This window comes from Pseudomonas sp. NBB (genome assembly GCF_032701105.1).
In the GTDB taxonomy this organism is placed as follows: Bacteria; Pseudomonadota; Gammaproteobacteria; order Pseudomonadales; family Pseudomonadaceae; genus Aquipseudomonas; species Aquipseudomonas asiatica.
The window spans coordinates 954,784-972,643 of sequence record NZ_CP103994.1; the positions used below are offsets into that span (position 1 = coordinate 954,784).

The 17,860-nt window shown below is 63.7% G+C and carries 15 protein-coding genes; 3 read left to right on the forward strand and 12 right to left on the reverse strand.

Features of this window, described 5'->3' with window-relative positions:
- Positions 1–101: 101 nt before the first annotated feature.
- Positions 102–323, reverse strand: coding sequence for a DUF3820 family protein (locus tag NY023_RS04365; protein ID WP_024086284.1), 222 nt, complete (start codon positions 321–323; stop codon positions 102–104).
- 203 nt (positions 324–526) lie between these two features.
- Between NY023_RS04365 and NY023_RS04370 the strand changes: the two genes are divergently transcribed.
- On the forward strand, positions 527–1,003 hold the full coding sequence (locus tag NY023_RS04370; RefSeq protein WP_013970965.1) for a ferritin-like domain-containing protein: 477 nt from the start codon (positions 527–529) through the stop codon (positions 1,001–1,003).
- Here NY023_RS04370 and NY023_RS04375 read toward each other — a convergent pair.
- From NY023_RS04375 to norR, 11 genes are all read right to left on the reverse strand, one after another.
- The gene (locus NY023_RS04375) at positions 1,000–2,490 is read right to left on the reverse strand and encodes a sensor domain-containing diguanylate cyclase (protein WP_013970966.1); all 1,491 of its coding nucleotides are present in this window, start codon (positions 2,488–2,490) and stop codon (positions 1,000–1,002) included. The genes NY023_RS04370 and NY023_RS04375 overlap by 4 nt on opposite strands.
- Before the next feature lie 223 nt (positions 2,491–2,713).
- Positions 2,714–4,048 (reverse strand): OprD family porin, encoded by a 1,335-nt coding sequence (locus tag NY023_RS04380; protein ID WP_013970967.1) that lies wholly within the window; start codon positions 4,046–4,048, stop codon positions 2,714–2,716.
- 205 nt (positions 4,049–4,253) lie between these two features.
- Positions 4,254–4,478, reverse strand: coding sequence for a hypothetical protein (locus NY023_RS04385; RefSeq protein WP_044046897.1), 225 nt, complete (start codon positions 4,476–4,478; stop codon positions 4,254–4,256).
- Between the two features lie 201 nt (positions 4,479–4,679).
- Positions 4,680–6,068 carry a heavy metal sensor histidine kinase gene (locus tag NY023_RS04390; RefSeq protein ID WP_013970969.1) on the reverse strand — a complete coding sequence of 463 codons (1,389 nt, stop codon included), beginning with the start codon at positions 6,066–6,068 and terminating at the stop codon, positions 4,680–4,682.
- The gene (locus NY023_RS04395; RefSeq protein WP_013970970.1) at positions 6,043–6,717 is read right to left on the reverse strand and encodes a heavy metal response regulator transcription factor; all 675 of its coding nucleotides are present in this window, start codon (positions 6,715–6,717) and stop codon (positions 6,043–6,045) included. Before NY023_RS04395 ends, NY023_RS04390 begins: the two co-directional genes overlap by 26 nt.
- 9 nt (positions 6,718–6,726) lie before the next feature.
- Positions 6,727–9,819, reverse strand: a complete 3,093-nt coding sequence (locus NY023_RS04400; RefSeq protein WP_013970971.1) for a multidrug efflux RND transporter permease subunit — start codon at positions 9,817–9,819, stop codon at positions 6,727–6,729.
- On the reverse strand, positions 9,816–10,979 hold the full coding sequence (locus NY023_RS04405) for an efflux RND transporter periplasmic adaptor subunit (RefSeq protein WP_044047218.1): 1,164 nt from the start codon (positions 10,977–10,979) through the stop codon (positions 9,816–9,818). Before NY023_RS04405 ends, NY023_RS04400 begins: the two co-directional genes overlap by 4 nt.
- Before the next feature lie 328 nt (positions 10,980–11,307).
- Positions 11,308–12,042: a YkgJ family cysteine cluster protein gene (locus tag NY023_RS04410; protein WP_013970973.1), complete on the reverse strand. Its 735-nt coding sequence runs from the start codon at positions 12,040–12,042 to the stop codon at positions 11,308–11,310.
- On the reverse strand, positions 12,039–12,350 hold the full coding sequence (locus tag NY023_RS04415; RefSeq protein ID WP_013970974.1) for a hypothetical protein: 312 nt from the start codon (positions 12,348–12,350) through the stop codon (positions 12,039–12,041). The genes NY023_RS04410 and NY023_RS04415 overlap by 4 nt, the downstream gene beginning before the upstream one ends.
- An 87-nt stretch (positions 12,351–12,437) precedes the next feature.
- Positions 12,438–13,337, reverse strand: a complete 900-nt coding sequence (locus NY023_RS04420; RefSeq protein ID WP_013970975.1) for a chemotaxis protein — start codon at positions 13,335–13,337, stop codon at positions 12,438–12,440.
- Between the two features lie 199 nt (positions 13,338–13,536).
- Complete coding sequence (norR, locus tag NY023_RS04425; RefSeq protein ID WP_013970976.1) at positions 13,537–15,090, reverse strand: nitric oxide reductase transcriptional regulator NorR; 1,554 nt, start codon at positions 15,088–15,090, stop codon at positions 13,537–13,539.
- A gap of 154 nt (positions 15,091–15,244) precedes the next feature.
- On the opposite strand from norR, the gene hmpA reads away from it, so the two are divergent.
- Together hmpA and NY023_RS04435 are read left to right on the forward strand one after the other, a co-directional pair.
- Positions 15,245–16,423 (forward strand): NO-inducible flavohemoprotein, encoded by a 1,179-nt coding sequence (gene hmpA / locus NY023_RS04430; RefSeq protein WP_013970977.1) that lies wholly within the window; start codon positions 15,245–15,247, stop codon positions 16,421–16,423.
- A gap of 561 nt (positions 16,424–16,984) precedes the next feature.
- Positions 16,985–17,491, forward strand: a complete 507-nt coding sequence (locus tag NY023_RS04435; RefSeq protein WP_013970978.1) for a disulfide bond formation protein B — start codon at positions 16,985–16,987, stop codon at positions 17,489–17,491.
- The last annotated feature ends 369 nt before the right edge of the window (positions 17,492–17,860 follow it).

Here is a 17,860-nt window from a genome sequence, read left to right on the forward strand (position 1 = left end):
GGCCTCTTCGCGGGTGAACCCGCTCCCACAGGACTGCACAGGCATCAGGTCCGGCGCGGTCTCTGTGGGAGCGGGTTCACCCGCGAAGAGGCCGGAACAGGTCAACGCCCGTGCTTCTGCCGCAACGGCACAAGCAGATCGCCCAGCCCGTTGTGATCGATCTCGTGCATCAGCGCCAGCAAGCCACCCAATTCCCCCGACGGGAAACCCTTGCGCGCAAACCAGGCCAGGTAATCCCCTGGCAGGTCGGCAATGATTCGTCCCTGGTACTTGCCAAACGGCATGGTGCGGGTGACCAGCAGTTCGAGGGTTTCCGGCTTCATCATCGGCGCACCTGGCTGTTGAAAAGCGCCGACCATACTGCAATCTGCACGAAGGCCCAAGCGGCAATCATGCAGAACGCCGTGATCAAACTCAGACCTTGTGTTTCTATCTTATTGATTGTTAAGGAATTTGTAGATAATCCTCGCTTGGCACGAACGCTGCTCCCATACAGATGACTATCACCTGCCAAGGAGTTTGTGCCATGAGCAATCCCAACAAAGACGTGATCGACGTGCTCAACGACCTGATCGAGTACAGCAAGGATGGTGAGAAAGGTTTCAAGGCCTCTGCCGATGATGTGAAGAACCCCGAACTTAAAGCGTTCTTCGTTCAGCGTGCCGGTGAGTGCGCCAATGCGGCCGGCGAACTGCAGAGCGAGGTGCGTCGCCTGGGGGGCGACCCGGAAACCTCTACCAGCATCAGCGGTGACCTGCATCGGGGTTGGGTAAACCTCAAGGCGATGGTCACCGGCAAGGATGAGGAAGCGGTGCTGAACGAGGTGGAGCGGGGCGAGGACCATGCCCTCAAGGCCTACAAGGAAGCTCGCGAGAAACTGGTCAAGCTGGGCCGCACCGCCAGCGACCAGACCTACACCTTGGTGGAAAAACAGCTGCAAGGTGTGCAGCGTAACCATGATCAGGTCAGGGCCTTGCGCAACGCCGCGCGCGCCCGCAGCTAGTCCGCAGGCCCCTCTACCCGGTTGCGGCCCTTGGCCTTGGCTCGGTAGAGCGCTTCGTCCGCAGCACCCAGCACCCCCGCCAGGTCGTGCTGGGTGCCTGACAGGCCGATGCCGATGCTCACCGTGACAGAGTGGGCATCGTCGGCAAATGGTGCCAGCGCCTCGACGCTGGCGCGGATGCGCTCCGCCAGCAGTTGCGCACCGGCCAGGTCAGTTTCCGGCAACACCACCTGGAATTCTTCACCGCCATAGCGCGCCGCCAGATCGGCCGGGCGGCGGATGCACGCCTCGATGGTCCTGGCCACTTCGCGCAAGGCATGGTCGCCACCGGCGTGGCCGTGGCGCTGGTTGAATGCCTTGAAGTGGTCCACATCCACCATCAGCACTGCCAATGACTTGCGATTGCGCTGGGCGCGGGCCCATTCCTGACGGAGTACCTGGTCCAGGTGGCGGCGGTTGGGCAAGCCGGTCAGGCTGTCGGTGGCGGCCAGGTTGGCCAGACCCTGTTCGGCTTCTTGCCGGCGGCGCAACTCGCGGCCCAGCAGCAGGGTCAGCCAGAGGATACCCACACACAGTACCCCTGTGGCGACGCCGACCACGATCGCAGTGCGGCGCCACGACTCGAAAACTTCATCGGCCGAACGCACGACCAGCACGATCAACGGCAACTGAGCGACCCGGGCAAAGGTGTACATGCGCGGGGTGCCGTTGCGGCTGGAGCGTGCGGTAAAGCTGCCGTTCTGCTCGCTGAGAATGCGTTTGAAATTGGGCCGTTCGGCATAATTGCTGCCAATCGCCGGGTCTTGCGCGCGGCTGGGCTGGCGGGCCAACAGTTGGCCGTCTGTGTTGAGCAGGTTGATGCTGCTATCGTCGCCGATGTCCAGGCGCTGAAACAGGTCACTGAAGTACGACAGGCGCAGTGCCCCCGCGGCCAGGCCGACGAACTCGCCATTGGGCCCGGAAATGCGCCGGCTGAAACTGATGCACCAGTCCAGGTCGCCGAGCCTGGCCTTGAACGGCGGGCCGACCAGCAGACCGAGGTTGGCGTTGTGCAGATGGGCCTGGAATACCCCTGTACCGCTGAAGTTGGCCTTGCGTGGCACGCTACTGGTGGAATCGCCCACCACGTTGCCTTGCTTGTCCAGCCATAGCACGTCACCGCGCTTGCGGTCGACGAAGGCTTCATTGAATAGCAGGCGTTGGCGCACCGGGCCGGGTATTTCCGGCAGCTCCTTGCGCCCGACCGCCCAGATCAGGCCCTGCAGCGACTGGTCGTAGAGTTCGACGTTGCGCAGGATGTCGCTTTCGATCAGCTGGACAATATTGTTGGACGAGCGGATCGCCGACAGCTCGATATTGTCGCGCTCCCGCGCCAGCAGGTAGCTGACGATGGCCACGATGGCGAGCACGGCAAGGCAACTGCCCAGATTGAGGATCAGCTCGGGGTGCGACCTGTAGTGTGCGAAACGCGGTAATCGGGTGGTCATGCTCGCTACTGCGTGGGCAGGGCCATTCGCGGCGGCGACATTCTAGGGAAGCGGGGATTGTCGGACAAGATTTGTCCGACGGAATCACGCAGGGGCTGCTGCGCAGCCCATCGCCGGCAAGCCAGCTCCCACAAGTACCGCACAAGGCTTGAGGTCAATGCGGTCAAGGTGGGAGCTGGCTTGCCGGCGAAACGAGGGCGAAGCCCTCGCACCCGGGTCTGGATCAGAACACGTTCAACGGGTAATCCACGATCACCCGCAGTTCATCATTGTCGCTGTTGCTGTCGATCGACGCATAACCCTGGCTGCCGCGGTGGGTGGCATAGCGCACCAGCACCGACAGGTCCTTGAGGTCTCCTTCCTGGAACACGTACTTCATGTCCACGTCGCGTTCCCAGTGCATGGCGTTCTTGCCATCGGCACGGTAGTAGTCGTAGTGGGTGGTGTCCTGGGTGGCCTTGGTCAGGTCGGCTTCACCGCGCGAGTACGACAGCACCGTACTCAGGCCAGGGATGCCCACACCAGCGAAGTCATAGTTGTACTGCAGTTTCCACGAGCGCTCGTTCGGTGCGTTGAAGTCCGAGTACATGCGCGAGTTGTCCAGGTAGACGCTGTCGCCCAGGTTGATGTAGTCGAACGGCGTGTTGCCATTGACCCGCTGATAGGCGGCCGTGACGCTGTGGAACCCGGCATTGAGGGTGAAATGCACGCTATAGGTGTTGTTGTCGATCTTGCCCAGCAGTGCCTGGCCGGTGTCCTGGGTGTGATAGAAGTGCACGCCCGGGTTCAGGCTGACCAGGTCGTTGACCACATAGGTGTAGTCGAAATCGGCGTAGTACTGGTTCCAGATGTCCTTCAGTTCGGCCGCATACAGGTTGGCAGTGATGTTCGGGGTGCCACTCCACGACGCGCCGGCCCAGTTCAGGTGCTTGCTTTTGTCATGCTCGCCCAGCGAACCGTAGTAGGTGTCGATGCGGCGGTGGCCGCTCTGGTTGTACGGCTTGGTGAAGCTCACCTGGCCGCCTTCGAGCAGCAGGCCGTCGATGCTGGTGTTGGTCAGGCTCACACCACGGAAGGTCTGCGGCAGCATGCGGGTTTCGCCGCCAGCGATCACCGGGTTGGTGAGGAACAGGTCACCGGCTTTCAGCTCGGTGTCGAACGCCTTGAGCTTGACTGCGGCACCGGCGGTGGAGAAGGAGTGCGGGGCAGCACCCAGTTCGTCTTCGTTCTTCTGGTGGGTCGGCAGGATGCTGGTGCCAGCATGGCCGCCGCCCCCGTCGAGCTTCAGGCCCAACATGGCATGGGCGTCCAGGCCAAAGCCGACCACACCCGGGGTGTAGCCCGACTCGAAACGTGCAACCGCACCTTGGCCCCACTCGCGGGTGTCGCGCACGCCGGCGTTGTGGTTGTCGCGGTTGAAGTAGGCATTACGGAAATGCAGGTTGAAGGACGAGCCTTCGATGAAGCCATCAGCCTTGTCTTCATCTGCCTGGGCGGCGAAAGGGATCGTTGCAGTCAACGCAATGAACAGCGGGGTAAAACGAAACGCGGAAGGCACCGGTACTAGCTCCTTGGGTCTGGCGGTGGGGCAGTTTTTATTTTCGAATGTGCGTCTTTTTTATAGGTGAACGTTACAGCTTGGCTGATAGTTGAAGCACATAAAAAAAGCCGCTGATCGGCAGCGGCTTTAAAAGGCTAACATATCGGCACTGGTAGTGCCCATGGTGTAGCCAAGGGAAAACGGGAGCAGCGACAGCACTTGATCAGCTGTCGGCATTGGCATCGACAGAGTCCTTGGAAGCTGTCTGTTTAGCGTCTTTTGCGGTGTCTACCTGCTGTGCGGCTACGGCTTCGCGGGCCTCTTGGTGGACTGCGGCGAACTCAGCATTACGGGTGACGAAAGCCTTGGATTCTTCAGCCATGGCCAGGGGCGACAACAACAGGGAAGACAGGACGAAGACGCTGGCAATACCCATACTGTTGGACATTTGAAACTACCTTCTTGCGATGCAAGTGCTAATGAGGACGGGGGTAAAGTTAGTCCTTTCAATGCACTTGAAACAGAGCGAAGAGCGATAAGCACTGTTGCGCAAAAGGTAACTATCGCAGTAAAAGCAATTGGACTTTCGCCGCAAACCCGCATGCTAGAGGGCCTACGCGGTCTTTACTTTTGTGGGAGTGGCCTCCTGTCAGGCATGGGTGGGCAGCCTGATACCAAAGGTATTGGCCCCAGCGGCACTACGCACGAACACCTCCCCACCATGCATCAGCGCAATCGCCTTGACGATCGCCAACCCCAACCCATGGTTACCCCCACCACTATTGCTACGTGCCGCATCCACCCGGTAGAAGCGTTCGAACAACAACGGCAGGTGCTCATCGTCGATCGCCGGCCCCGGGTTGCTCACGGCGATACTGACCTGCTCCGGCCCGGCAGCGATCTGCACCTCAATCACCTGGTGCGGTGCGGTGTGCTGCACGGCGTTGTTCAGCAGGTTGATCAGCGCCCGGCGCAGTTGGGCCTTTTCGATGGGCGCCTGGGCATCGCCGCTCACACTCACGCTGACTTGTGCATCTTCGAGAATGTAGTCCAGGTAGTCGAGGGTGGTCGCCACTTCCTGGGCCAGCGAGGCCTGGGTCAGGGCAGTGGCCTTGCTGCCCTGGTCGGCACTGGCCAGGAACAGCATGTCGTTGATGATGCTGCGCAGGCGCTCCAGCTCCTCAAGGTTCGATTGCAGCACTTCGAAGTAATGCTCGGCACTGCGCCCTCGGGTCAGTGCAACCTGGGTCTGGCCGATCAGGTTGGTCAGCGGCGAGCGCAGTTCGTGGGCGACGTCGGCATTGAACGCCTCCAGCCGCGAGTAGGCCTGGCTTACCCGGTCGAGCGCAGCATTGAAGGCGCCGGCGAACTGCGCCAGTTCCGGGGCCAGGGCGTGAGTCTGCAGGCGCCCGTCCAGGCGCGGAGGGGCCAGGGCCTGGGCCTCAACGGACAATGCCAGCAGCGGGCGCAGGCCGATACGCGCCACCCAGTAGCCCAGTAGCGAGGCCAGTAGCACGCCGAGCACCGCCAGCCCGACAATCGCCACCAGCAGGCTGTGCTGCGCCTGCCAGAATGTTTCGGTGTCGATGCCGATCAGAAAGCGCAGCGGCGGCCGCTCGCCCAGGGCCGGCAGTTCGCTGACCAGCACCTTGTAAGGGTAGGGCCGGTCGGGCAGGTGCAGGTCGCGCATGCCCTGCGCGCCTTCGGCGAAGGCGCGGACCAGCTCGCTGGGGTGGCCGTATTCGTAGGCCGGGTTGCTGCTGACCACCCAGAAGCGAATGCGCTTGTCCTCTTCACTTAGCAGGTCGAGCTTGTTGTTGATCTTGACCCAGTGCTCCGGTGTGCCGAAGCGGTTGAGGGTGGACTCGAGCACACTGAAGCGCGCGTCCAGCTCGGCTTGCGGCAGCAGGTCGAGGCTGCGGTCTACCTGGCGGTACAGCGCCGAACCGATCAGCAGGAACACGCCCAGCGCCACCAGGATGAACAGCGCCGACAGGCGCAGCGCGATGGAATTACCCCGCACGGTTTTCCAGGACATAGCCCATGCCTCGGATGGTGTGCAGCAACTTGTTGTCGAAAGGCCCGTCGAGCTTGGCGCGCAGGCGCTTGATCGCCACTTCGACGACGTTGGCGTCGCTGTCGAAATTGATGTCCCAGACCAGCTCTGCAATCGCTGTCTTTGACAGAATTTCGCCCTGCCGGCGGGCCAGCACGCTGAGCAGCGAGAACTCCTTGGCCGTCAGCTCAAGGCGTTGGCCGGCGCGCGTGGCCTTGCGCGCCATCAGGTCGATCCACAGGTCACCCACCTGCACCTGCAGCGGTTCATGGTTGCTGCTACGGCGTGTCAGGGCTTGCAGGCGGGCGACCAGTTCGAGGAAGGAAAACGGCTTGCCCAAGTAGTCGTCGGCACCCTCGCGCAGGCCATGGATACGGTCTTCGACCCGTTCACGGGCGGTCAGCATGATGACCGGTGTCTGCCTGCGCGCGCGCAGGGCGCGCAGCACGCCATAACCGTCCAGGCCCGGCAGCATCACATCCAGCACGATCACTGCGTAGTCACCTTCCAGGGCCAGGTGCAGGCCATCGATGCCGTCCCGCGCCAGGTCGACGGTAAACCCCTGTTCGCTGAGGCCGCGATGCAGGTAGTCGGCGGTTTTTTCTTCGTCTTCGATGATCAGCACACGCATGGTCTTGTCCTAACTGGCACTGGGCGCCGCCGCACGGGCGGCCTGACGGCGGTGGAACAGGCGCTCCAGGGCCAAGTATATGACCGGGGTGGTGAACAGCGTCAGCGCCTGGCTCACCAGCAGGCCGCCAACCACGGCGATGCCCAGTGGCTGGCGCAGTTCGGAACCGGTGCCGAAGCCGAACATCAGCGGCACCGCGCCGAGCAAGGCGGCCAGGGTGGTCATGATGATCGGCCGGAAGCGCGTCAGGCAGGCCTGATGGATCGCCTGCTCCGGGGTCAAGCCCTGGCGGCGTTGGGCCTCCAGGGCGAAGTCGATCAGCAGGATGCCGTTTTTCTTGACGATACCGATCAGAAGCACCACGCCGATCAGCCCCATGATGCTGAAGTCCTGGCCCAAGGCCCACAACAGGATCAGCGCGCCGAGGCCGGCCGAGGGCAGGGTGGAGATGATCGTCAGCGGGTGGACGAAGCTTTCGTACAGCACGCCGAGGATGATGTACACCGCCACCAGCGCAGCCAGGATCAGCCACGGCTGGCTCGACAGCGAACTTTGGAAGGCCTGGGCCGCGCCCTGGAAGTTGCCGCTGATGGAGTCGGGCATGCCGAGCTCGCGCTGGGTGCGCTCGAGGATGGTCACCGCATCGCCCAGGGCCACGCTTGGGGCCAGGTTGAACGACAGGTTGGCTGCCGGGAACAGGCCATCGTGGCTGATCGACAGCGGCCCGGTGCTGGGCGGCGCTACATGGGCTACTGCCGACAGCGGCACCATCTCGTTGGTCAGCGGCGAGCGCAGGTAGAAGTAGTTGAGGCTTTCGGCCTTGCCGCGCTGGCGGGCATCCAGTTCGAGGATCACCTTGTACTGGTTGGTCTCGGTCTGGAATTCACTGATCTGCCGCTGGCCGAAGGCGTCGTACAATGCCTGGTCGACGTCGGTGGTGGTCAGGCCGAAACGTGCCGCGGCCTGGCGGTCGATATCGATGCGGGTGACGCTGGCGCCCAGTTGCAGGTCGTTGGACAGGTCGCGGAACGCCGGGTTTTCCCGCAGGCGCTCGGTCAGGCGCTGGGTCCACAGGTTCAGCGCCATGCCGTCGTTGCTCTTGAGCACATACTGGTACTGGGTACGCGACGGGCCGGAGCTTAGGTTGATGTCCTGGCCGGCACGCATGTACAGGACGATGCCTGGTACCTGGGCCAGCTTGGGTCGCAGCCGGTCGATCAGTTCGCTGGCCGACACATCGCGTTCGCCACGCGGCTTGAGGGCGATCCAGAAACGGCCGTTGGCGATGGTCTGGTTGCTGCCGGTGACGCCCACCGAGTGGGAGAACGCGCGCACCGCCGGGTCGGCCTCGATGATTTTGGCCAGCGCCTGGTGCTTCTCGATCATCGACGGGTACGACACATCCGCCGCCGCCTCGCTGGTGCCGAGGATGAAGCCGGTGTCCTGCAGCGGGAAAAAGCCCTTCGGGATGCCCACGTAACCGGCCACCGCCAGGGCCAGGGTCAGGCCGAACACGCCGAGGGTGAGGCGCTGGTGGGCGAGCGCGTGATCCAGGCCCTTTTCGTACCACCTGACCAGCCGCTCGCCGAAGCCGCCCTTGTGCTCTCCGGGCGGGCGGCGCATGAACAGTGCGCACAGGGTTGGCGCCAGGGTCAGCGAAACCACCACCGAAATCAGGATGGTGGCGGTGGCGGTAAGGGCGAACTCCTTGAACAGCCGGCCGACCACGCCGCCCATGAACAGCAGCGGGATGAACGCGGCGATCAGCGAGAAACTGATCGACACCACGGTGAAGCCTATTTCCCCGGCGCCCTTGAGCGCTGCCGTGCGGCTGTCGTCGCCGGCCTCCAGGTGACGGTGGATGTTCTCCACCACGACGATGGCATCGTCGACCACGAAGCCCACCGAGATGACGATGGCCACCAGGGTCAGGTTGTTCAGGCTGAAGCCGAAGATGTACATCAGCGCGCAACTGGCGATCAGCGATACGCCGAGCACGCTGGACACCACCATGGTCGCCGACCACTGGCGCAGGAACAGCGCCATCACCCCGATCACCAAGGCCACGGCGATCATCAGGGTCAGCTCCACTTCATGCAGCGAGGCACGGATGGTCTGGGTGCGGTCCTGCAGCACCGACACTTCGACCGAGGCTGGCAGCATCTCCTGCAGCTTGGGCAGGGCAGCCAGTACCCGGTCCACGGTATCGACGATGTTGGCGCCAGGCTGGCGGAAAATCACCAGATTCAACCCGGGCTGGTCGCCGGACCAGGCTTTGACGTAGGCGTTCTCGGCGCCATTGATCACCTTTGCCACGTCCCTCAGGTGCACTGGTGCACCGTCACGGTAGGAGACGATCAGCTGGGCGTAGTCGTCGGGATGGAACAACTGGTCGTTGGCGGCGATGGTCGACACGCTGTGTTCGCCGTACAGCGCACCCTTGGCCAGGTTCAGGCTGGTCTGCTGGATGGCCTGGCGCAAGTCGGCCAGTGTCAGGCCGATGGCGGCCAGTTTCTCGGGTTGCGCCTGCACGCGGATCGCCGGGCGCAGTTGCCCGGTGATGTTGATCAGGCCGACCCCGTCGATCTGGCTCAGCTGGCGCGCGAGCAGGGTTTCGGCGTAATCGCTGAGGTCGTTGCCAGGCATCTGGCTGGAGCTTACCGTCAGCACCAGCACCGGGCTGTCGGCCGGGTTGACCTTGCGCCAGGTCGGCGGGTTGGGCAGGTCTTGCGGCAGGCGCGCGGTGGCGGTGTTGATGGCCGCCTGCACTTCCTGGGCGGCGGTGTCGATGTTCTTGTCGAGCGTGAACTGCAGGATCAGGTTGGTCGAGCCCAGTGCGCTGCTGCTGGTCATCTGGGTCATGCCGGGGATGGCGCTGAACTGCACTTCCAGCGGCGTGGCCACCGACGAGGCCATGGTTTCCGGGCTGGCGCCGGGCAGCTGGGCGGTGACCTGGATGGTCGGGAAGTCGGCTTCCGGCAGTGGTGCCACCGGCAGGCGCGGGAAGGCGATGGCCCCCAGCAGCACCAGGGCGAAGGTCAGCAGCAGGGTGGCGATGGGGTGGTCGATGCACCAGGCCGAAACACCGTTGCGCGTGTTCATGGCTGGCTCCGCCGGTCGGCCATTTCCGATGGCGCGGGGGCATCGGGGGCCACCTCGACCCGCGAACCTGGCTTGAGCCGCGACTGGCCATCGAGCACCAGGCGCTCGCCCGGCTTGACCCCGGCAATGATGTTGAGCCCGCTGTCCTGGTACAGCACCTTGACCGGCACGCTGGTGACCTTGTCACCGTCCAGGCGGTAGACAAAGTGCCCGTCGACGCCGCGCTGTACCACAGGCGGCGGTACCACCAGGGCGTTTTCTTCCACGGAGGTGCGCAGGCGGATGGTGACCAGCTGGCCCGGCCACAGGCGGCCGTCCTTGTTGTCGAACTCGGCTTTTACCCGCACGGTGCCGGTGGTGGCGGAGATCTGGTTGTCGATCAGTGCCAGGTGGCCTTCACCGAGCAGGCTGCGTTCGCCGTCGGCATCCATGTAGGCCTGCACCAGTGCCGGGGTGGGCGCCTTCAGCAGGCTTTGGAGGGTTGGCAGCATTTGCTGCGGCAGGGCGAATTCGACGGCGATCGGGTCGATCTGGGTGACGCTGAACAGGCTGCGGGTATCGCTGGTGCGCACCAGGTTGCCGGGGTCGACGTTGCGAATACCTACCCGGCCGGTCACTGGCGAGCGGATCTGCGTGTACGACAGCTGCACCTCGGCATTGGCGATGGCCGCCTGGTTGCCCTTGACCGTGGCTTGCAGGCGGTTGACCAGGGCCTGCTGCTGGTCGAGCGTCTGCTTCGACACGCCGTTGTCGTTACTCAGCAGGCGGTAGCGCTGCAGGTCGACGTTGGCTACCTGGATCTGCGCCTGGCTCTGGCCAAGTTCGGCACGGGCCTGGTCGAGGTTGGCGCGGATGGCGCGGTCGTCGAGGGTGGCCAGCAGGTCACCTTCCTTCACCCACTGGCCTTCCTTGACCAGCACCTGGGTCAGTATACCCTCCACTTGCGGGCGCACCTCGACGCTGTGCAGCGACAGCACCGAGCCGATGGCGCTGGCATAGCGCGGCACGTTCTGCTGGACGACGCTGACCACGCGCACCGGGATGGCGGTTTGCGCGCGGGTGGCAGGTACTGGCTGGCGCTGGCCGAACCAGAGGCCCGCTACCGCCAGGACCAGGAGCGCCAGGGCGGCGAGGATGACAGGGCGGGACGGACGTCGCATCGGTGCGGGCACCTTGGCCATAGGGGAGGGAAGTGGGCTGTATTCAATCTTATAGCCCCCGAACCGGGTCGGCAGCGTGACCGCCGGCTGACAGTGCTGTCAGTTTCGCCTGCGCCGCAGGAGATCGTTCGCCTTTTGCGCTGCGCTGTCGCGCAGAGAACTGATCAGCTGGGCGATCCGCGTTCCCTGTGGGAGCGGGTTTACCCGCGAAGAATCCAGCGCGGTACATGGCACCGGCTCCGCCGGTGTTCGCGGCTAAAGCCGCTCCCACAGGGATGGCGCCGGTTCATAGATCTGGAACAGGACAGTTGCCCCCGCCAAGGCATAGCTAGAAGCTGATGAAGGCGTAATACACCGGGGGCTCGCTGGTGGTGCGCAAACCATGTTCCTGCAAGCTCGCCACCAGCGCCGCGTCCTCCACGTGCAGGGCCCACTGTGCCAGGCCAGCCTCCGGTATCTGCTCCAGACCCGCGCGGAAGGCCCCCATGTCAGGCAGGTAGGCAGTAAATCCGTTGCCCTTGAGCGCACTGGTGGTCATGCCCAGCGCCTGGCACACCGCCACCTTGGCGGCGATGTCATCGCGGTCGGCCTGGCGCGAGGCCTGCACCAGCGCCTCCAGCCCGGCATCGACCAGTTGCCTGCCGTGAATCAGCTCCGGCCCCTGTTGCCAGGCTTCCGGCGGGCAGTCCTTGCTGCCCGGGCGCAGCGGTATATGTGGGTTGATTTCCACCGGGTAGATGCGACAGACCAGCGGGCGCTGGTCGTAGATGGTGCACAGGTCGTTGTCGTCGAGGTTGCGGCAGCGCCCGGGGTTGAACGCGGCAAAGGTCACCGAGACGCGTACTTCGCTGTCGCCGCAGGGCACGGGATGGGAACGACGCAGCACATGATCACGCTGTTCTACTGGCATGCCAGGGCCGTCCGCAACGAAGGCTTCGATCAGCACCACCACCTGGCCGTCGTTGTCCGCCCAGCGGCGCGCTTCGGCCAGGGTCAAGGGCACGTGGTGGCCGGTACAGCACTTGCCGCAGCCGGTACAGGCGAAACGCAGGCTGTCGGTCACTTGGCTTCCGGGCTCCACTCGCTGACGAAGGCGCGCTGGTGCTGGCGGTCGTACAAGCAAAGCTCGGTGCCGGTGCGCTGCTGCATGTGCTTCTGGGGGTAGACGCCTTCGATCAGCAGGGCGCTCATGCCGACCTGATCATCGAACTCGGCGGGCTTGCTGCGGGCGTGAGCATCCTTGAACTGGCTGGCGGCCAGGCAAGCCTTGAGCATCTGCTGGCGCTGCTCGTTCCAGGCCTGGCTGCTGGAGGCCTGGGCGATACCGCTGAAGAGGGCGAAACTGATCAGGATAGAGCTGAAAAACTTCATACGGGTTCCGGCAAGTTACTTGCGAGGGGCGCGAATTATGCCTGACTCGACCCCGACGGCAAGCCGGGGAGTTTGTCTCCGAATATATCAGCGCTCGGCGAACACCACGGCGCGCGCCGCCACCACCAGACAATCGGTCAGCTCTGGCGAGGAAAACTTGGTGAGGATGGCATTGGCCCCGGCCTGGGTCGCCTTTTCACTGCTCATTGCGCTGTCCAGCGAGGTGTGCAGCAGTATGTACAGGTGCTGGAAGTCGGGGGTTTCGCGCAGGGTGCGTGTGAAAGCGTAGCCGTCCATTTCGCTCATTTCGATGTCGGAGACGATCACGTTGATTTCTTGCGCGGTGCCCTGCAGCTCCAGCAACACGTTGATGGCGTCCTTGGCGCTGCGCGCGGTATGGCATTCGACGCCGAGGTTGCGCAGGGTGTGCACCGACTGTTGCAGGGCTACCTGGCTGTCGTCCACCACCAGGATATTGGCGGCAGCCAGCAGGCTGGCGTCTTCCTCGCTCAGGGTGCCGTGATGCGGTTCGGGCACCGGCGGGGCGATGGCGTGGATGACTTTTTCGATGTCCAGCACCTGCACCAGAGTGTTGTCGACCCGGGTCACGCCGGTGATGAACGAGCGGCTGCCGGAGCCATAAGGGGGTGGTTTGATGTCGGTGCTCAGGCAATGCACGATGCGGCTGACCGCCTGCACATGCAGGCCCTGGCGCGAGCGGCTGATCTCGGTGACGATCAGGCAGCCGCCGTCAGGGTCGGCCAGCGGCCGTTCGCCGATGGCGCGGGACAGGTCGATGACTGACAGCGAATTGCCGCGCAGGGTTGCCACGCCCTTCACGTGGGGGTGCGATTCGGGCAGCTTGGTCAACGGTGGGCAGGGGATTATCTCGCTGACCTTGAGCAGGTTGATTGCCATCAACTTGCCGCTGCGCAGGGTGAACAGCAGCAGGGACAGCGAGTCCGCGCGGGCATTTTGCGTGGCCATGGTGACCTTCGTGGCGAACAGGGGATAACCGGTTATCGGCCTGTTCGGGCTTGGCTTTAGTCATTTTGCACCGAGCCAAGGAATGCTCGGGACCCTGTGGGAGCGGCTTTAGCCGCGAACACCGGCGCAGCCGGTGCCATGCACTGCGTTGGATTCTTCGCGGCTAAAGCCGCTCCCACAGGTACCGCGCTGGTTTCAATCAGCGCAGCCCCAGCCGACGGGCCAGGCGGCTAAGGTTGGCGCGGTCCAGGCCGAGTTCCCGGGCAGCCGCTGCCCAGTTTTCCTGGTGCCGCTGCAGGCAGGCCTCGATCAGCTGGCGCTGGTAGTCGTCGACGGCTTCGCGCAGGCCCCCTTCGGGTAGCGGTGCCGCTGGCAAGGGCGCGGCAGGGGAGGGCGGGGTGCCGGGCGTTGCGGTTGCGCGCAGGTCCAGGTCGATGGCTTCCAGGGTGAGGATGCGTGGCCTGTCGGAATGTTGGCCCAGCGCCTTGAGCGCCGAGCGGCCGATCAGGTGTTCCAGTTCACGCACGTTCCCTGGCCAGTCGTAGGCCAGCAGCGCGGCCTGGGCTTCGCTGCTCAGGCGCAGGCTGTTCAGGCCCAGGCGCGAACGGTTCTGTTCGAGGAAGTAGCCAGCCAGTAGCAGCACATCCCGCCCACGTTCGCGTAACGGCGGAACGTGCAGCGGGTATACGCTGAGGCGGTGGTAGAAGTCGGCGCGGAAGTTGCCAATACGTACCTCTGCTGCCAGGTCGCGATTGGTGGCTGCGATCAGGCGCACATCCACCCGGTGTTCGCGATCCGAGCCCAGGCGTTGCAACTGGCCGCTCTGCAGTACGCGCAACAATTTGGCCTGCACCGTCAGTGGCAGTTCACCGACTTCGTCGAGGAACAATGTGCCGCCATTGGCGAGCTCGAACTTGCCGCGGCGCTCGCCATGGGCGCCGGTGAAGGCTCCGCGTACATGGCCGAACAGTTCGCTTTCTACCAGGGTGTCAGGCAGGGCGGCGCAGTTGAGGCTGACCAACGGCTTGTCAGCGCGGTTGCTGGCCTGGTGCAGGGCCTGGGCCACCAACTCCTTGCCGACGCCGGTCTCACCGGTGATCAGTACGGTCAGGTCACTGCCACCGACCAGGCGGATTTCCTCGACCAGGCGCTTGTGCGCGGGGCTCTGGCCAATCAGCTCTTTGTCCTGGCCGCTGGCCTGGCGGTAGATCTCCGCGCGATGGTGTTCGTCTTCTGCGCGCAGGGCCAGGTGCTCGATGCGCTCGGCCACGGTGACCGTGGCGGCGGCAAGGCTGGCGAAGGCCTGCAGGGCGCCCAGCTCCAGGCTCTGGAACTGCCCGGGGGTGAGGGCATCGAGGGTAACCAGGCCCCAAGGGCGCTCGTCGACCATCAACGGGCAACCCATGCAGTCATGTACTTCCAGGTTGGCATCAGGGGCGTTGACCAGGCCGTCGTAAGGGTCGGGCAGCTCGGAGTCGCTGGCGAAGCGGGTGGGTTCCCGGCTGCTGAGCAGGATCTGGAAGCGTGGGTGCTCGCTGACTCGGAAGCGCCGGCCCAGGGTATCGGGGCTCAGGCCGTCCACTGCCAGCGGCACCAGCCACTCGCCGTCCAGGCGCAGCAGCGCGGCGGCATCACAGGGCAGCAACCCCCGCATGGCCTGCAGCAGGCGGCGATAGCGTTCCTGGTCGGGCAGGTCGCGGGAAAGGTCGCTGACCAGGGGCAGCAGGGTGGTGAGCAGGGGCTTCGTGGTCATATGGACTCCTGTGGGTCGATATGACTATACGTCGAGGTGGGTCGTTTTGACATGACCTGCGTCAAGCCCCTGATTTTGCTGGAGATAAGAGTTGGCATGATTGATGTAATAGCTCGGGCAGTCATTTGAAGCCACAGGCTCAGGAGTTGTTGCAATGCTCAATGCCGAACAACGTGCAATCATCAAGGCCACTGTCCCCCTGCTGGAAAGCGGCGGCGAAGCGCTGACCACCCACTTCTACAAGATGATGCTCAGCGAGTACCCGCAAGTGCGCCCGCTGTTCAACCAGGCCCACCAGGCCAGCGGTGACCAACCGCGCGCCCTGGCCAACGGCGTGCTGATGTATGCCCGCCATATCGACCAGCTGGAGCAACTTGGCGGCCTGGTCGGCCAGATCATCAACAAGCACGTTGCCCTGCAGATTCTGCCGGAGCACTACCCGATCGTCGGCAGCTGCCTGCTGCGCGCCATCGAAGAAGTGCTGGGCAAGGAAATCGCCACCCCCGCCGTGATCGACGCCTGGGGCGCGGCCTATGGCCAGTTGGCCGACATCCTGATCGGCGCGGAAGAGAACCTCTATAAACAGAAGGAAGAAGCCGAAGGCGGCTGGCGCGGCACCCGCGAATTCCGCCTGGTGCGCCGTGAGCAGGAAAGCAGCGAAATCGTTTCGTTCTACTTTGCCCCGGTGGATGGCAAACCGGTGCTCAGGGCCGAGCCTGGCCAGTACATCGGCCTGAAGCTGGACATCGACGGCGCCGAGCAGCGCCGCAACTACTCCCTGTCGGCACTGTGCGACGGCAAGGAATACCGCATCAGCGTCAAGCGCGAGGCGGGTGGCAAGGTCTCCAACTACCTGCACGATGTGCTGGCGGTGGGCGATACCCTGCAGCTGTTCCCGCCGGCTGGCGATTTCACCCTGGCGGCGAGCGATAAGCCGCTGGTGCTGATCAGCGGTGGCGTGGGTATTACTCCGACCCTGCCAATGTTGCAGGCGGCGCTGCAAACCCAGCGTGAGGTGCATTTCATTCACTGCGCCCGTAACGGCGCCGTGCATGCCTTCCGCGCCTGGATCGACGAGCTGGCCGAGCGTCACCCACAGCTCAAGCGCTTCTACTGCTATGCAGAACCGCAGGGTGGTGCCGCGGCTGATGCCGTGGGCCTGCTGAGCGAAGACCTGCTGGCCGAGTGGCTGCCGCAAGAGCGAGACGTGGATGCCTACTTCCTCGGGCCCAAGGGTTTCATGGCGGCGGTCAAGCGCCAGTTGAAGGGCCTGGGTGTGCCAGAGCAGCAGAGCCGCTACGAGTTCTTCGGGCCGGCGGCAGCGCTGGAGTGATGTAGCGCCTGCACTGGCCTCTTCGCGGGCTTGCCCGCTCCCACAGGGTACCCCACAGGATCTGAAGTCTGTGGCGTACCTGTGGGAGCGGGCAAGCCCGCGAAGAGGTCGGTACAGGCTTACAGCATATTCATCCCAGCCGCTGGCAAGCCAGCTCCCTTGCAGCACTGCTCCCGCCCGTGGGTAATCGAGAACGAAACGGTCGATCGCATTCGCCGCCTGGGGGCTGGCTTGCCAGCCGCTGGGCCGCACTTCACCTTCCTGCCTATATATAAAGGAGAGATGAAAGCGGCTGTGCAGCTTTCATCTTTAATCCTCCTTTAATCACGGTATCCTTCACTCCCGGGTGTCGAGGGGCTTGCCCCTGCGCGGCACCCGGGCAGCCGCTTTTTTGCCGCCCTGCGTTGAACCGACGTCGTTGCGGCCGGTCTCAGCCACACCGGATAGCCCTGCGCAGCGCTATCACGCCGCTTCCTCGGCACGCTCAAAGGCCCTGCACAGCGTGTAGACTTGCGCCAGGCAGGCGGATCACGCTGCCACTATCCATCGAAGGAACCGGCAATGAACGAACAAACATCGCGCCTGAATCGGGAACGGCGCTTTCTGGTACTGTTGGGCCTGATCTGCATTTCGCTGATCGGTGGCGCCCTCTACATGCAGATAGTCCTGGGCGAGGCACCATGCCCGCTGTGCATCCTGCAACGTTATGCGCTGTTGTTCATCGCCGTGTTCGCCTTCATCGCCGCGGCGATGCCCGGGCGCCGTAGCCTCACCTTCTTCGAGGTACTGGTGGTGCTCAGCGCCATCGGCGGAATCGTTGCGGCCGGCAACCATGTGTATATACTCGCCAACCCCATGGTCAGTTGTGGCATCGACACCCTGCAGCCGATCGTGGACGACCTGCCGCTGGCCAAGCTCTGGCCGCTGGTGTTCCAGGTCGACGGCTTCTGCAGCACGCCATACCCGCCGATCCTTGGTCTGTCGCTGGCGCAATGGGCACTGGTGGCGTTCGTCCTGACGGCTGTGCTGGTTCCACTCGGGATCTATCGCAACCGACGCCAGGGTTAGACAAAAGTACCGAATTGCATGGGGTCTTTTACGCCGCATGAGAAGAGGGAAAATTCGCTCACCGCTTGATCCAGATCAACTCGGAGGCCTTGCAGAATGCGGCTTTGGGGGCTATCAAGCGGGGTGCGACAAACTGTCGCGAAGTTGAATTTTTGAGCGGTATTGTTGCAGATTCTGTAAAGGACTGTTGCTCAATAAGTCATAGTCAAGGGTTGGCGACCTATCTACAATCGCCCCCAATTTCCGTTCGGCACTGCTTGCGAGTCGCAGGATTGAAGGAAGCCCCAGCGCTCCTTTTTGCTGACTTCGTCAAGTTTCGCCCAACGGCGATACCGGGCGGATCCCCCTCCGCGTTTTCCCGCACCAAAT

Excerpts from the sequence above, each read along its gene's own strand:
- hmpA (WP_013970977.1), top strand. The coding sequence starts at position 15,245 with ATGCTCAATGCCGAACAACGTGCAATCATCAAGGCCACTGTCCCCCTG.
- NY023_RS04395 (WP_013970970.1), bottom strand. The coding sequence starts at position 6,717 with ATGCGTGTGCTGATCATCGAAGACGAAGAAAAAACCGCCGACTACCTG.
- NY023_RS04375 (WP_013970966.1), bottom strand. The coding sequence starts at position 2,490 with ATGACCACCCGATTACCGCGTTTCGCACACTACAGGTCGCACCCCGAG.
- NY023_RS04385 (WP_044046897.1), bottom strand. The coding sequence starts at position 4,478 with ATGTCCAACAGTATGGGTATTGCCAGCGTCTTCGTCCTGTCTTCCCTG.
- NY023_RS04370 (WP_013970965.1), top strand. The coding sequence starts at position 527 with ATGAGCAATCCCAACAAAGACGTGATCGACGTGCTCAACGACCTGATC.
- NY023_RS04365 (WP_024086284.1), bottom strand. The coding sequence starts at position 323 with ATGAAGCCGGAAACCCTCGAACTGCTGGTCACCCGCACCATGCCGTTT.
- norR (WP_013970976.1), bottom strand. The coding sequence starts at position 15,090 with ATGACCACGAAGCCCCTGCTCACCACCCTGCTGCCCCTGGTCAGCGAC.
- NY023_RS04405 (WP_044047218.1), bottom strand. The coding sequence starts at position 10,979 with ATGCGACGTCCGTCCCGCCCTGTCATCCTCGCCGCCCTGGCGCTCCTG.
- NY023_RS04415 (WP_013970974.1), bottom strand. The coding sequence starts at position 12,350 with ATGAAGTTTTTCAGCTCTATCCTGATCAGTTTCGCCCTCTTCAGCGGT.
- NY023_RS04420 (WP_013970975.1), bottom strand. The coding sequence starts at position 13,337 with ATGGCCACGCAAAATGCCCGCGCGGACTCGCTGTCCCTGCTGCTGTTC.
- NY023_RS04400 (WP_013970971.1), bottom strand. The coding sequence starts at position 9,819 with ATGAACACGCGCAACGGTGTTTCGGCCTGGTGCATCGACCACCCCATC.
- NY023_RS04390 (WP_013970969.1), bottom strand. The coding sequence starts at position 6,068 with ATGTCCTGGAAAACCGTGCGGGGTAATTCCATCGCGCTGCGCCTGTCG.
- NY023_RS04435 (WP_013970978.1), top strand. The coding sequence starts at position 16,985 with ATGAACGAACAAACATCGCGCCTGAATCGGGAACGGCGCTTTCTGGTA.